This window comes from Methylomonas sp. 2F7 (genome assembly GCF_057126975.1).
Genome location: NZ_CP195203.1, coordinates 4,162,244 through 4,176,539 on the forward strand (window position 1 = coordinate 4,162,244; position 14,296 = coordinate 4,176,539).

Sequence of the window (14,296 nt, forward strand, 5' to 3'; positions counted from 1 at the left end):
CGAACATTTATTCCCAACAAAGGGCGCAGCTTAGACGCCCGCCAGCAATCGGCAGGAGCAGTTTTGGCAGACAGAATTATTCGTATCGCTACCCGGCAAAGCCCGCTGGCCTTGTGGCAGGCCGAGCATGTCGCGGCGCGGCTTGAGCAGGCGTTTCCGGGATTACAAACCGAGCTGGTAAAAATGGTCACCCGCGGCGACAAAATCCTCGACGCGCCATTGGCGAAAGTCGGCGGCAAGGGTTTGTTTGTCAAAGAACTGGAACAAGGCATGCTGGAAGGCACGGCCGATATCGCGGTGCATTCCATGAAAGACGTGCCGGTGGAATTTCCGGAAGGCCTGCATCTAGCAGTCATCATGGACCGCGAAGATCCGACCGACGCCTTTGTTTCCAACAATTATCGCAGTTTGGCCGAATTACCTGCCAATGCCCGGATCGGCACTTCCAGTCTCCGCCGCCAATGCCAAATCAAGGAAAAATTCCCAAATGCGGAAATTCTGAGCCTGCGCGGCAACGTCAACACTCGCTTGGCAAAATTGGATGCCGGCGAATACGATGCGATTATTTTGGCGTCCGCCGGATTGAAACGATTGGGGATGGGCAAGCGTATCACGGCCCAACTGGAACCGACGGAAAGCTTGCCGGCGATGGGCCAAGGTGCTATCGGCATCGAGTGCCGGATCGACGACGCCGAGATTCATGAGTATTTAAAGGTATTGCACGACGAAGACACCAGCATCCGAGTCGGCGCCGAGCGGGCGATGAATGCCCGACTCAACGGCGGTTGTCAGGTGCCGATTGCCGGTTTTGCGGAAATCAAAGGCCAGCGTTTGTTCATGCGTGGCCTAGTTGGCAGCCCGGACGGTTCCTTATTATATCGGGCCGAAGCGGAAAGCAGCCTCACCGACTTTGAAGCGTTGGGCAAGGCTGTGGCCGAGGATTTATTAGCGCAAGGCGCGGACCGGATATTGCGCGAGCTATACCAGTGAATCAGGCTTTAAACGGCGCGCGGATCTTGGTGACGCGACCCGCGGCGCAGGCTGAAAATCTGTGCCATTTGATAGAACAACACGGCGGTGTGCCGATACGCTTTCCGACACTGGAAATCGTCGCAACCCAGCCCGACCCGGATTTGTTAAGCCAAGCCGCCGCCAGCGATTGGCTGATTTTTACCAGCACCAATGCTGTGGATTTTGCTATCAAGGCGTTCGGTGGCAAAATGCCGGCCTTGCGTAAATTCAAAGTCGCGGCTGTCGGTGCCGCAACCGCCTGCGCATTGCAGCAAGCGGAATGGCCGGTGGATTGCGTGCCGGCCAGCGAATTTAACAGTGAGGGCTTGCTCGCCGAACCTGAATTACAAACGGTAGCTGGCATGCGTTGCGTGATTGTGCGCGGTGTCGGTGGCCGGGAAAAACTGGCGGAAAGCTTGCGTAGCCGCGGCGCGGAAGCGAGTTATCTGGAAGTGTATAGCCGCCGCCAGCCAATGGCGAACAGCACGGATTTGCGGACAGACATATCCCAAGGGCGGCTGGACGCAGTAACGATCACCAGTGTCGAAGCTTTACAAAACTTGTTGGCGATGCTGGATGACGAGTCGATAGTATTGTTGAAATCGATACTTTTAATCGTCATGAGCGAGCGGATAGGCCAAGCGGCCGAAGATTTCGGATTTAACCAGATTGCCGTGAGCGCACAGCCCACGGATGCAGCGATTTTAAAGACCTTGACGACGTTATTGAACGGGGAAAACAGTGGCCGAAGTAATTGAAGAACAACAAGAAAATCCAGCTCCGGTAGTGGTGGTTAAAAAGTCTCACGCCGGATTATGGATAGGCATTACCTCTATCGTCTTGGTGATTGCTTTGGCTGGTGCGGGTTTTTTCTTTTTCCAGCAGCTGCGCTTCAGTCAAGACACTGAAAACAATCAGGACAATCTAAAACTGATTGAGCTAGATAAGGAACTCAACGGCCTGCGTGACCAACTGAACGGCGTGCAAACCCAAATCGCCAACGTTAATGCCGAAATGACCGGCAAAGACAACCATTTCAATGAAACATTGGCCGACTTCTCCAAACTACATGAAGAGCGGCTCAACACCGCCCGCAAAGAATTGGAAGCATCAATAGTAGCCTTGCAACGGCAACTAGGTAAAACCCGCGGCGACTGGCTGCTGGCCGATGCCGAATATCTGTTGACCGTTGCCAATCAGCGTTTGCATCTAGTCGGCGACGTCACCACCACCCGCGAAGCGTTGGAAGCTGCCGATCAAAGGCTTAGAGAAAGTGGCGACGCGGCGGTATTTAAAGTCCGCGAGCAAATTGCCAAGGAAATTGCCTTGTTAAACGGCGCCACCGTGCCGGATATCGTCGGCATCTACAGCGGCATTCAACATTTACAGGATGCCGTAGAAAGCTTATCGGTGTTTCTGCCGCATGCCGGCAAGCAACCGGAAAAGCCTGAACCCAACAGCGACCTGTCCGAACATGGTCATGAAATTTTAAGCACTGTAGCCAAACAACTGGAAGGCTACGTGGTGCTGCGTCACACCGAGCAACCGGTCAACGCTATCCTCACTCCGGAGGAAGCACACTTTATCAAGCAGCAGTTGAAGGTCAGGCTGGAAATGATCGAAATTGCCCTGGTACAACAAAACGACACCTTGTTTTCCAGCAGCATCGCCGACGCTAAACAGTGGCTGAAGAAAAATTTTGCGGAAAACCAACAAACCGATAAATTCCTCGCCGAACTCGACAAACTTGCCAGTGTGCAAATCCGCAGCCAATATCCGGATGTTAGCGGTTCGTTGAAGATGCTGAAAGACATCAGTAAATTGCGTATCGAATCCGATAAAGCCGTGCTGAATAATCCGCCAGCGGAAACAGCCGCACCGGCAAATCCCACTGCCGGTCAGCAATAAGCGAGTGGCATTATGAAAAATCTCATGTATTTTCTCGGCTCCTTGCTTTGTGCGATTTTAGTGGCGTTTTTGCTGCACAGCTGGCTGGTCAAACAAAACGATCCCGGTTATGTGTTGATCGGTTTCGGCCACTGGTCGCTGGAAACCTCTTTGACCGTGTTTGCGGTAGCGCAAGTGATCGGTTTTTTCGTTCTCTACAATTTTTTCCGCTTGATGGGTGTGTTGATTCGCATGCCCAACCAATTTGCCAAGCGCCGCCGCAATATTCGTTTCAATCGTTCACAGGAAGCCCTGGTGGCCGGCTTATTCGACGCGGCAGACGGTAATTGGGAGCGCGCGGAGAAAGTGCTGATCAAGCATGCCGCGCATAGCGGTGCACCATTACTGCATTATTTGACTGCCGCCAGAGCGGCGCAATCGCGCGGCGCACTGGACAAGCGCGACGAATATCTGCAAAAAGCCAGCGAACAATCCTCGGACACCAATATGACCGTCGGCTTGACCCAAGCCGAATTGCATCTGTCTGAAAAACAATTCGAGCAAGCCTTGGAAACACTGGGCAAATTGCACTCGATCAATCCCGGCCATGCCCGGGTTTTGAAAATGATGCATCAGGCGTATCAACATTTGGGCGACTGGGAAGGCTTGAGCAAGATATTGCCCTCGCTACAACAGCATAAAGTGTTGATGGAAACCGAAGTTAAATTGCTGGAAACGGAAACCTTTAGCCGCTTGCTGAAACAGACCATCGCCCAGGGCGACCGCCAAGCGATCCAAACCTGCTGGGAAGGCATCCCCGATCACATCAAAGCCCTGCCGGGTATCGCCAATATCTATTTTGCGGCGATGATTGCAGCGGGCGCCGGCAGTAGCGTCGAATCGGCGATGCTCAAGCAATTGGGCCGGCATTGGGACGACACCTTGCTGGTGTTGGTTTCGAACATTGAAGCCGAAGATAAAGCCAAGCAATTGCAGTCGATCGAACAATGGCTGGCGGTTTACCCCAGCAATGCAGTGTTGTTAAGAGTGCTGGGCAAGCTGGCTCTGAAAGCCGAGCAAATGGAGAAAGCCGAACAATATTTGTTGAAAAGCCTGAATACTGAAGCGTCGGTGGCGACCTACCAATTACTGGGCGAATTATTGTTTAGCAAAGGCGACAAGGATCAAGCCTGCGATTACTTCAAACGCGGCATGGAGTTGGCATCAGCCGAGCTAATCAGCGGTGTAGAATCCATTCGCGCAGTTTAAATACCGTTCGCAACGAGTCTGTCAAGGGCACACCAGTCAGGGCTTAGACGAGCTCATCCTGAAGGAATACCAGCGATAAGCAAGGCCGAGTTAATAGTCCAAATCCCGAATAACCTCGGCATCGGCGTATTCGCTTTTGATAATCAAAATTTCCGGCAAATTCCTTTTTAACAGCGGCGCTAATTTAGGGTCGAAATGTTTGCCGGACTCGGACGCGATATAGGTCAAAGTATCCTCCACACTCCAGGCCGGCTTATACGGACGTTGCGACGTCAGTGCGTCGAACACATCGGCGAGCGCGCAAATCCTGCCGGCAATAGATATATCTTCTTCTCTCAAGCCATTCGGATAGCCGGTACCGTCCCACTTTTCATGGTGATGTTGAGCAATCGTGCGCGCGGCGCGCATCAACTCGGTCGGTGAGCCGGATAAAATATTTGCGCCCATTTGCACATGGGTCTGCATGATCCGCCATTCTTCGGGGTCCAGTTTGCCGGTTTTCAGCAGAATCCGGTCTGGAATACCGATCTTGCCTATATCGTGCATCGGTGCCGCATTCAGAATAATTTCCGCATCCTGCTCAGTTAAGCCATAAGCCAAAGCCAACAACTGCGCATATTTACTCATGCGAATAATATGGTTGCCGGTTTCGTTATCCCGATATTCGGCGGCCAGCCCCAATCTGCGTATGACTTCCTGACGAGTACGATACAACTCGTCGGTTCTGGATTTAACCTGTTGTTCGAGCAGACGGTTTTGATCGCGAACCTGATTATGCATCAAGCGCACTTCCAGCAGATTGTGGATGCGGGTGACGGCTTCCAATTGATCGAAGGGCTTGGTCAAAAAATCCTTGGCGCCCAAACTTAACGCTCGCAAGCGGGTCTCCATGTCCGGTTGCGCACTGAGCACCAACACGGGTAAATAGTCGTCCCTAAAGCGCTGTTGCAGCTGCTCCATGACCTCGAAGCCGCTTAAATACGGCATGCGGATGTCCAATAAAAAGGCATCGAAACGAGTGGTATCGCACAGAGAAGTCACTTCGCGAGAATCGCAGGTCGATTGAATATTCCGATAACCCTGGCGCTGCAAAATTTTTTCCAACAATTTGACGTTAGCGGGTTCGTCGTCGACGATAAGAATGGCGGCTTGCAGAATATGCTGTTTTAAGTCCACGTTGCTGTTTTCAAAGGATCATCAAGTTGGGAGCGAAAACCTAGCAGTCCGGCGCGTGCCGAGCCGTCCCTGCTGAGTGGGTTATTCGCGAAATTCTGAGTATAGACAAATTAGCTGAGTCTGCTTTTTACAACCTGACCCAAACATTCAATCTAACAGCCAAAAAGATTCCATAAAAAAAGCTACCCGGCCCAACGTCGAAGCATTCAACGACAGCGAATTGCCATACAGGAAATATCGTCTTGCGCTTCCCGGTTCAGCATATGCGCTTCCAAGGCCCGTTGTATCGCCGTCACTTCAGCACCGGGCGGTGCAGTCCTGAGAATTTGCAGTACGCGCTCCTGGCCGAATAAACCGCCGTCAGGATCCTGGGCATCGGTCAAGCCGTCAGAGTACATAAATAACTCGCAAGCCTCCCGCCAATGCCAGATTTCGCATGTATCGTCGAATTGCCGGTTGTCGAGAATGCCGGCAGAGGGGTGCGTGGAACGAAAAGCGTGAGCCGGATTGCCTTCGCCATCCAGCGCAAAAACATCGGGTAAGCCGCCATTCCACAACTCCACCGACTTTTTTTCGCTGTCTATCATGCCCAATGCCAATGCCACGAAACGGCCCGGCGGCATCTGACTGTACAGCAGGCGATTAATCTCGCGAACGATAATAGAGACGGCCAGACCTTTTTTGGTCATCGCCTGAAACGCTTGATTGACAATGACCGTCGGCAGCGCCGCCGCCAAACCATGGCCGGTCGAATCGGCGAGCATAAAGTAAATTTGTTGGGCGCTGACGCGTCTGGCGCAAATCAAATCGCCGCTAAAACGCTTGGCCGGCAATAACCAAAACTGCAAATGATCGTCTTTCAGATCGCTCTGTTTAATTAACCTCTCAAAAATACTCTGCAAAAACTGCTGTTCCGCTTCATTTTCGTCGCGATAGGCTTTAAGTAACTGGGTATCGGCAATAATCAGATTTTGCATATCGATCACGCGTTGTACCGAGCCCAACTTAGCTGCAAGAATGGCCCGACTGAACGGTTTTTGCAGATAATCGTCAGCACCGGCTTGCAGACCATCCAATACATTTTGGTCATCGGCTAACGCGCTGAGCACAAAAATCGGCACCCACTTGTCCTGGGTCAGCCCTCTAATCGCTTTGATAGCCTCCAGCCCGTCCATCACCGGCATCATAATATCCATCAGAATCAGGTCGGGATTAACGCTGGTCAGAGCTTGAACCGCCTGCTCCCCATTTTCGACCGAAATGACTTCATGCTGCATCCTGCTCAGTAATTTATCGAGCAATAACCTGTTTTCGTAGATATCGTCGACAACCAATATTTTCATTAGGATTTGTACCGTTCCACAAGCCAACCGGCAGTCTACCCTAGTTAAATAAGGTATCCCACATCGTATCCACTTTTTTGATCACGTCCTCACTCATTACAATCGGACGTCCCCACTCCCGGTTGGTTTCGCCTGGCCATTTGTTGGTAGCATCGAAACCGACCTTGGACCCCAAGCCAGACACCGGCGAAGCAAAGTCCAGATAATCTATAGGCGTGTTTTCCAAAATCGTCAAATCACGGGCCGGATCCATGCGGGTGGTAATTGCCCAAATCACGTCCTGCCAGTTTCGTACATCCACATCCTCGTCCACTACGATGACAAATTTGGTGTACATAAACTGGCGCAAATACGACCAGGTACCCAACATCACCCGTTTGGCGTGGCCGGCGTATTGCTTCTTCATACTGATCACCGCCATCCGATAGGAACAGCCTTCCGGCGGCAGATAAAAATCGACAATTTCCGGAAACTGTTTTTGCAGGATAGGCACGAAGACTTCGTTTAACGCCACACCCAAAATCGCCGGCTCATCTGGCGGGCGGCCGGTGTAAGTGCTGTGATAAATCGGCACTTGCCGCTGAGTAATGCGTTCGATGGTAAATACCGGAAATTCGTCGACCTCGTTGTAGTAGCCGGTATGATCGCCATACGGGCCTTCCGGGGCGGTTTCGCCAGGATAGATAAAGCCTTCCAGCACGATTTCCGCACTGGCCGGCACTTGCAAATCATTGGACAAGCATTTGACCACTTCGGTCTTACTGCCGCGCAGCAAGCCGGCAAAGGCGTACTCGGACAAGGAATCCGGCACTGGTGTGACCGATGCCAATATCGTCGCAGGGTCCGCGCCCAGGGCCACGGCCACCGGAAACGGCTTGCCCGGATGCGCTTGCTGCCATTCTTTAAAATCCAAGGCACCGCCGCGATGTGCCAGCCAACGCATTATGACTTTGTTTTTGCCGATGACTTGCTGGCGGTAAATCCCCAGATTCTGCCGGTCTTTATTCGGCCCTTTGGTAATCACCAGCGGCCAGGTAATCAACGGCGCGGCATCCTCCGGCCAACAGGTTTGAATCGGATAAACACTTAAATCGACTTCATCACCAACCCGAATCACTTCCTGGCAAGGCGCGGAACTGACTATTTTCGGGGCCATATTCAGCACTTGTTTGAACACGGGGAACTTTTCCAGCGCGTCTTTCATGCCTTTCGGCGGCTCCGGCTCTTTCAGATAGGCCAGTAACTCGCCGATACCGCGCAATTCGGAAACGTCTTTGGCGCCCATACCCATTGCCACCCGTTTTGGGGTCCCGAACAAGTTGCCAAGCACGGCAATATTGGAGCCTTTCGGATTCTCGAACAGCAAAGCCGGCCCGCCCTGTTTCAATACCCGGTCGCATATCACCGTCATTTCCAACACCGGATCGACTTCCTGTTTGACGCGCTTCAGTTCACCCTGTTTTTCCAACTGGGCGATAAAGTCTCGTAAATCTCTATATTTCATGCATTGTCCTTAGAAAGGGGCCGAACTTCGTGCCATGGAGGTGCAAAATTAAAGCGGCAATCATACGCTGAGATAAGCCGGGCGAGGAAGCAGAGGGCGGAAAGTAAAACCAAAGCGCCGGAGATTAACGCCGCAACACTTGCAAGGGCGGCTGATTGACCACCTGGCGAACACCCCAGTAACCTGCCAGCCCCACCGTTATCGCGCCTATGGCTGGCAGTGCGCCCCACAAATAGTAGCCCGGACGGTAGTCGATATGCATCACGCGGATATAAAGCGCATATAAAATCGCCTCGCTTGCCAATGCCGCCAAAACGCCAGCCAAGGTACCGAGCAAGCCAAACTCAATCACATGCGTGGCACGTAAAAAGCCGCGCCGCGCACCCAAGGTACGCATCAACGCACCTTCATAAATCCGTTGATCCAGTGTGGCGTAAACGGCAGCGAACAACACGGTAAAACCGGCCGCCAAGGCAAAATACAGCAACAGGTTGATGGCTTTGGTCAGCTGCGTCAGGATCATCTTGAACTGTTTCAGGATCTGGTCGACTTCCAATATCGTGATGGCCGGATATTTTTTCAGCAACGTATTCAGCAGAATTTTTTGATTGTCGGCCAGATAGAAACTAGTCATGTACATGGTCGGGAAACTGTCCAGCGTGCCGGGCGAGAAGATCATGTAAAAGTTAGGCCGCATCGTGTCCCATTGCACACTACGAAGCTGGGATACCTTGGCGCTGAATTGCGCGCTCCCCACCGTAAAGGTCAATGCATCGCCCACCTTGATTTTTAAGCTTTCGGCTAGTTTTTGCTCCACCGATACCAGGCCCGGCTGATCGGCTTGCCAAGCACCGCCATCGGTGGCTTTGTTATCGTCCGGTAATTGCACCGCCCAGGTCAGACTCAACTCGCGTTGGGTAGCGCCTTCGCCCTGCGTATCTTTGCTGACCCGGCCTTGCACCGCTTCGTTATTGATCGTTACCAAGCGCCCGCGCACCACCGGATAAAACCGGCTGCTGGGGATTTGCGCTTGCTCTAATTCGTTTTGAAATGACTGCTGGCGTTCCGGCAGGATATTCAAGGCAAAATGATTGGGCGCCTGTTCCGGTAATTGCTGTTGCCAGTTATCGATCAAGTCGCTGCGCACAGTGAAACTCAGGGCCATGGCGGTTAGTGTGATGCTGAAAGCCAATATTTGACTTATGCTGGCCTGGCTGTTCCTCAGCAATCCCTGCAAACCAAAACGCCAATTTAAGCCCATCTTCGGCAACAGCTTGCGCGCCAGCAATAACAAACTGTATATCGCCGCCCCTAAGCCGCATAATGCCAACGTCCCGACACCCAATATGAGCGAAGTCATTTTCGGGTCTTCGGTATAGCGCCAAATCAAGCCACCGATAATCGCCAGCGCTAAACCGTAAATCAACCAGCCGCTAGTGGGTAACGGTTCCAACTCGCGGCGCAAGACTCGCAAGGGCGAGACTTTTTGCAAGCGCAGCAACGGCGGCAAGGCAAAACCCAGCAATATTGCCAAACCAGTAATCAAGCCAAAAAACACTGCCAACCAACTGGGGCTGGCCAACTCTTGCGGCAACAAAGATTTTAACAGTTCGAATAAACCGAACTGCGCCAACCAGCCAAGGCCACAGCCGACGCCACTGGTTAGCAGGCCCAGCACCAAAAACTGCAAACCGTAAAGCCAGAGAATTTCCGCTTGTTTACACCCCAGGCAGCGCAGCAAGGCCGTGGCGTTGAAATGTCGCTCGGTATAACGGCGGGTGGCCATCGCAATCGCCACGCCGGCAATTAAGATCACCACGATACTGGACAGGCCCAGGTAACGCTCGGCGCGCTGCAATGCCGATCCCAATTCCGGGCGGTCCTCGTGTATATCCAGGATTTTTTGCGAACTGTTTAGTTGGGGTTTCAACCAAGTCTTAAAGGTAGCCAAGGCCTGCTCGTCGCCGCTGAACTGGAAGGCGTAACGAACATGGCTGCCGGGTTGAATCACGCCGGTGGCAGCCAAGTCGCTTTGATTAATCATCACCCGCGGCGAAAAGCTGTAAAAGTCGCCGCGTTTGTCCGGCTCGTAACTCAACACCCGGCTGATGGTCAGCGCTTTTTCGCCTACGGTCAGCGTGTCGCCAATTTTTAAATGCAAAGCCGGCAGAATGCGTTTGTCCACCCAAGCCGAGCCGGGTTCCGGGCCCTGGCTGACGACGGTTTCATCCTGCGACTCGGCATCGCTGGTTTTCAATTTGCCGCGCAGCGGATAGCCGCCGCTGACCGATTTTACCGAAGCCAACAGCATTTCCTGGTTTTCCAGCAAAACGCTGGCAAACTCGCTGGTCTGCGAACGGGATAAGCCCAATTCGCCGGCCTTGGCTAGCCAAATTTCGTTGATAAGTGCCGGCGCGGCTACCACCAAATCGCCGGCTAAAAACTCAGCGGCTTGTACTGTCATGGTCCGATGCAAGCGGTCGGCGAATAGTGAAATGGCGGTGGAACTGCTGACAGCAATCAGCAAAGCCAGCAATAACAAGGTCAACTCTCCGGAACGGCTGTCGCGCCACAACAGTTTCAGCGCCAGATTGACGCGTTTCATACCATACTCCCGGCGTCCAGACGGATGATGCGTTGACAACGCCCGGCCAAAGTCATGTCGTGAGTCACCAAAATCAAAGTGGTATGTTGTTCTTGATTGAGCTCAAACAGCAGATCGATGATATGCGCACCGGTTTTGCTGTCCAGATTACCGGTCGGTTCGTCGGCAAACAGAATGGCCGGACGGGTGACAAAGGCCCGCGCCAAGGCCACCCGTTGTTGTTCGCCGCCGGACAACTGCTTGGGTGTATGAGTCAGGCGCTGCGACAAGCCTACTCTGTCCAACAGAGCCCGGGCCGCAGAAGCTGCTTGAGGGTGGCCACTGAGCTCCAGCGGCAGCATGACGTTTTCCAGAGCCGTCAAACCCGGCAACAGTTGAAACGACTGAAACACGAAACCGACTAATTCGTTGCGCAACAAGGCGCGGCCGTCTTCGTCCAACTTGGTCAGATCGCGACCATTGACGACCACTCGACCGGTACTGGGCGTATCCAGGCCGGCCAGCAAGCTAAGCAAGGTGGATTTACCGGAACCGGACTCGCCGACAATGGCCAGGCTCTCGCCCGGATTGATGATTAAATTCACCGAGGACAAGATGTGTAAAATGCCCTCGGAAGTTGGCACCGATTTGCCGAGTTGTTCGGTAACGATAATCGGGGAACTGGTCTTATCAATATGAGTATTTAACATGTATAGCGTGGTCCTTGCCGTAATTCTGGGTTTACTACCGATTAGCGCCATGGCGAAATCGATAGTGGTAGTGGGTGACAGTATTAGTGCCGGTTACGGCATCGAAGTTCAGCTGGGTTGGGTGGCTTTGTTGCAAAACAAGCTGACCGACCTGCATAGCGGTTATGTTATCAGTAACGAAAGCATCAGCGGCGATACTTCGGCCGGCGGCCTGGCGCGACTTGAGCAAATTTTATCCCGACATAAACCGGATATTGTGTTGGTGGAGCTTGGGGCCAACGACGGTTTGCGCGGTTTATCGCCGGCGGAAATGAAAAATAATCTGACCGAAATCACCCGGCGCTCGCAAAACGTCGGCGCCAAAGTCATGCTGCTGGGGATGAAAATCCCGCCCAATTACGGCAAGCGTTATGTCGAGATGTTTTACGAGGTTTTTCCGCAGCTATCCGCGGAATTGAAGATTCCTTATGTGCCGTTTATCCTGGAAGAGGTGGCATTAAACCCGGAGATGATGCAGGCTGACGGCCTGCATCCGAATGAGCTGGCGCAACCGGTGATTGCCGAGAAAGTTTGGGGATATTTACAAGCGTTGCTATGAACGCGAATCGCTAATTTGTCGCCAACGCTTGCTTAAACGCCGGCAATTGCCGATAACCGGCGATTTCGCCGGCTGTAAACCTCCATTTCATTTTTTTTTGTAAGCGTTGCTGCTCGCGCGGCTCCAGACAAAAACTCACGCTTCTACTCAGATAATGCCGCAGCAAATACAGCGGGATACCGGCTATATTCTTCCCGGCAGGCTCATCGGCATAAGCCAGCACCTGGCAACGGGCCACGTCGAACATCCAGCGGCACACATAGGCCTTCGTCATCCGCTCCGGGATGTTGCAGTGATACAGCAACGCCTCGGGCACATACCAAAACTCGCCACCGCCCCGCCGAAAACGACCCATGTATTCGGTGTCTTCCGTAAACGGCACCGAGGTGCCCGGCCCGAGCTCTTCGCGAAACCAACCGTTTTTGGCTACGGCCTCCGCTCTCAACGCGGTGTTGACGCCCCCCGGAATAACCTGTTCATCCAAAAATTGCTGCGACGTGCCAAAATCGCGGGTATTGGTAATGCCGCGCGGCAAGGCAAACTCGCCTTCGGTATGCAGCCAGGCGGGGATGTCGCCCAGCCATTTGGGTAATACTTTGCCGGCAAATCCGTCGACTTCCGGATGCGCGGCGGCGGCATCGATATAGGCCTGTAACCAGCTTGCTTGCGGTTCGACATCGTCGTCGGTGAACACCAGCAATTCGCCTTGCGCTTGCTTGATGGCGCGATTCAAAGCACGGGACTTACCGGGAATCGGCTCAGAGACGCAATGCACCGGCAGTCGACCACGCTCCGCTTCGGCCGCGATCACCGCAACAGTATCGTCGCTGCTACCGTTATCAACCATCAGCAATTCCCAGCGGGTCTCGCTATTCAGCCGCATGGCGGCCAATGCGTCGAACAAGCGCGGCAATATCGACGCTCTGTTGCGGGTGCTGATAATCACGGAGGCGTTTAACATAGGGTACAGGCCGGGTTTAGAATGTTGGATTAAGCAATATTACAGCGGATGATCGAAATAATCGCCATCGATCCCGCTGCGGTACCAATTTTGCAAAATGTTGTCGGCTAGCGGCGGCTGGCGATAGATCAGATAGCGATTGCCGCGCGACGGCACCGCTTCATAACCGAGACTGCGAAACAGACTGGTCAATGACGGCGAGGCGACTTCCAGACTGCCCCAGCTAATCCCGTTCTCTCGCCAATAGGCAAATAGGTAATACAACAGGGTCTTTAAGGCCGGCTCATCGTCCAAAGGAGAAAAAACGTCGCGCAATACTGCCATGTTGATAGCATCCCCAAAACCTTGCTGATGCCAGATAGCATAGGCACGCAACTTGCCTGTAGCATCGCGCAGCGCGAAAAGTCTTAAAGGACAGGTAGGAAAATCGAATAAACGCCAGTTTAAATAGCGGCTGCTACGTTCCAGACACGAGGCATAACCCGCTTTAGCCCGCTCCCACAACTCATCAAACTCAGTCTCGCAATGCAAAACCTCAGCAAATTTAAAACCGCCGCTATGCAATTTGACATTGCGTAAGCGCAAGTTGATGTCAAATAGGCTGCCCAACCAATAGCCCAACGATTTGCCGGCGCGTTTCTCCCAAGAGCCGCGATAACCAACGCGCAAACGATAAAAATCGTTATCGCTGCCACCGATCTCCACAAAGCCGCATTTTTTAAAGGCTTTCTGCGTAATTACGCCGGCAGTCACTGTGCCGTTGAACCGGGCAAACTCGAGGCTGTGTTCGATCAACTTGGTGGCTAAGCCCTGCCCGCGAAACTGTTCATCGACGCAGGTATTGGAACCGAATGCAATCGTTACGGATTCTCCGTTCAACCACCAGGGTTGCACGAACATGGCCCGGAAACCTGCCAAACGTCCATTGTGCCAAACCCCGACGCCGACGCACGGCAAGGCGTTCTGCCAAGGGTTATGCACGATACGGCGCTCGAACCATTGCTGGATGTATTCTGGGTGTTGTTGAAACTCGTCGAAATTGGCAACGGCAATTCGAATGCAATCCGGAATATCCGCCAGTTGGATAGGTCCATAAACAAAATGTTCGGCAACAGCGGACATAGGCTTTCTCGAAAAAATGCGGAAAATTATTAGCGAGGCCTAAATATTGTTAGCGGAGGCATCACCGAAAATCGAAAACTATTATCGGTGCAAACTTGCTGTAATACCAAACTACAACATACGTTTTAAAA

The 14,296-nt window shown here is 52.8% G+C and carries 12 protein-coding genes; 5 read left to right on the top strand and 7 right to left on the bottom strand.

The genetic code is table 11. The annotated features are described in order from the left end of the window. Nucleotides 1-63 precede the first annotated feature (63 nt). The 4 genes from hemC to ACR64Q_RS18780 are packed head-to-tail and all read left to right on the top strand — an operon-like array spanning nucleotide 64 to nucleotide 4,167. On the top strand, nucleotides 64-990 hold the full coding sequence (gene hemC, locus ACR64Q_RS18765) for a hydroxymethylbilane synthase (protein ID WP_026602413.1): 927 nt from the start codon (nucleotides 64-66) through the stop codon (nucleotides 988-990). After that, nucleotides 987-1,769 carry a uroporphyrinogen-III synthase gene (locus ACR64Q_RS18770; RefSeq protein ID WP_020484456.1) on the top strand — a complete coding sequence of 261 codons (783 nt, stop codon included), beginning with the start codon at nucleotides 987-989 and terminating at the stop codon, nucleotides 1,767-1,769. The genes hemC and ACR64Q_RS18770 overlap by 4 nt, the downstream gene beginning before the upstream one ends. Continuing rightward, nucleotides 1,753-2,919, top strand: a complete 1,167-nt coding sequence (locus ACR64Q_RS18775; RefSeq protein ID WP_313732692.1) for a uroporphyrinogen-III C-methyltransferase — start codon at nucleotides 1,753-1,755, stop codon at nucleotides 2,917-2,919. The genes ACR64Q_RS18770 and ACR64Q_RS18775 overlap by 17 nt, the downstream gene beginning before the upstream one ends. A 12-nt stretch (nucleotides 2,920-2,931) precedes the next feature. Next, on the top strand, nucleotides 2,932-4,167 hold the full coding sequence (locus ACR64Q_RS18780) for a heme biosynthesis HemY N-terminal domain-containing protein (protein WP_020484454.1): 1,236 nt from the start codon (nucleotides 2,932-2,934) through the stop codon (nucleotides 4,165-4,167). 90 nt (nucleotides 4,168-4,257) lie between these two features. Here ACR64Q_RS18780 and ACR64Q_RS18785 read toward each other — a convergent pair whose 3' ends face one another. The 5 genes from ACR64Q_RS18785 to ACR64Q_RS18805 all read right to left on the bottom strand — a co-directional run bounded on the left by ACR64Q_RS18785 (nucleotide 4,258) and on the right by ACR64Q_RS18805 (nucleotide 11,484). Then, nucleotides 4,258-5,343 (bottom strand): HD domain-containing phosphohydrolase, encoded by a 1,086-nt coding sequence (locus tag ACR64Q_RS18785; protein ID WP_026602417.1) that lies wholly within the window; start codon nucleotides 5,341-5,343, stop codon nucleotides 4,258-4,260. A 206-nt stretch (nucleotides 5,344-5,549) separates the two neighbouring features. Then, nucleotides 5,550-6,686 carry a PP2C family protein-serine/threonine phosphatase gene (locus ACR64Q_RS18790; RefSeq protein ID WP_313732693.1) on the bottom strand — a complete coding sequence of 379 codons (1,137 nt, stop codon included), beginning with the start codon at nucleotides 6,684-6,686 and terminating at the stop codon, nucleotides 5,550-5,552. Nucleotides 6,687-6,726: 40 nt separating this feature from the next. After that, complete coding sequence (gene ubiD, locus ACR64Q_RS18795; protein WP_313732694.1) at nucleotides 6,727-8,190, bottom strand: 4-hydroxy-3-polyprenylbenzoate decarboxylase; 1,464 nt, start codon at nucleotides 8,188-8,190, stop codon at nucleotides 6,727-6,729. Nucleotides 8,191-8,314: 124 nt separating this feature from the next. Then, the gene (locus tag ACR64Q_RS18800; protein ID WP_313732695.1) at nucleotides 8,315-10,795 is read right to left on the bottom strand and encodes an ABC transporter permease; all 2,481 of its coding nucleotides are present in this window, start codon (nucleotides 10,793-10,795) and stop codon (nucleotides 8,315-8,317) included. Further along, nucleotides 10,792-11,484 carry an ABC transporter ATP-binding protein gene (locus ACR64Q_RS18805; protein ID WP_313732696.1) on the bottom strand — a complete coding sequence of 231 codons (693 nt, stop codon included), beginning with the start codon at nucleotides 11,482-11,484 and terminating at the stop codon, nucleotides 10,792-10,794. The genes ACR64Q_RS18800 and ACR64Q_RS18805 overlap by 4 nt, the downstream gene beginning before the upstream one ends. Between ACR64Q_RS18805 and ACR64Q_RS18810 the strand changes: the two genes are divergently transcribed. After that, nucleotides 11,483-12,082, top strand: a complete 600-nt coding sequence (locus tag ACR64Q_RS18810) for an arylesterase (protein WP_313732697.1) — start codon at nucleotides 11,483-11,485, stop codon at nucleotides 12,080-12,082. The two genes, ACR64Q_RS18805 and ACR64Q_RS18810, sit on opposite strands and share 2 nt — an antisense overlap. 10 nt (nucleotides 12,083-12,092) lie before the next feature. On the opposite strand, the gene ACR64Q_RS18815 is transcribed toward ACR64Q_RS18810, so the two are convergent. Together ACR64Q_RS18815 and ACR64Q_RS18820 are read right to left on the bottom strand one after the other, a co-directional pair. Beyond that, entirely contained in the window at nucleotides 12,093-13,043 is a 951-nt protein-coding gene (locus ACR64Q_RS18815) for a glycosyltransferase (RefSeq protein ID WP_313732698.1), read from the bottom strand. A gap of 39 nt (nucleotides 13,044-13,082) precedes the next feature. Then, nucleotides 13,083-14,165 (bottom strand): GNAT family N-acetyltransferase, encoded by a 1,083-nt coding sequence (locus tag ACR64Q_RS18820; protein ID WP_313732699.1) that lies wholly within the window; start codon nucleotides 14,163-14,165, stop codon nucleotides 13,083-13,085. Between the last annotated feature and the right edge of the window lie 131 nt (nucleotides 14,166-14,296).

What these genes read in the sequence shown, in the direction of transcription:
- ACR64Q_RS18780 (WP_020484454.1), top strand. Translation starts at nt 2,932, where the DNA reads ATGAAAAATCTCATGTATTTTCTCGGCTCCTTGCTTTGTGCGATTTTA.
- ACR64Q_RS18790 (WP_313732693.1), bottom strand. Translation starts at nt 6,686, where the DNA reads ATGAAAATATTGGTTGTCGACGATATCTACGAAAACAGGTTATTGCTC.
- ubiD (WP_313732694.1), bottom strand. Translation starts at nt 8,190, where the DNA reads ATGAAATATAGAGATTTACGAGACTTTATCGCCCAGTTGGAAAAACAG.
- ACR64Q_RS18800 (WP_313732695.1), bottom strand. Translation starts at nt 10,795, where the DNA reads ATGAAACGCGTCAATCTGGCGCTGAAACTGTTGTGGCGCGACAGCCGT.
- ACR64Q_RS18810 (WP_313732697.1), top strand. Translation starts at nt 11,483, where the DNA reads ATGTATAGCGTGGTCCTTGCCGTAATTCTGGGTTTACTACCGATTAGC.
- ACR64Q_RS18805 (WP_313732696.1), bottom strand. Translation starts at nt 11,484, where the DNA reads ATGTTAAATACTCATATTGATAAGACCAGTTCCCCGATTATCGTTACC.
- ACR64Q_RS18815 (WP_313732698.1), bottom strand. Translation starts at nt 13,043, where the DNA reads ATGTTAAACGCCTCCGTGATTATCAGCACCCGCAACAGAGCGTCGATA.
- ACR64Q_RS18820 (WP_313732699.1), bottom strand. Translation starts at nt 14,165, where the DNA reads ATGTCCGCTGTTGCCGAACATTTTGTTTATGGACCTATCCAACTGGCG.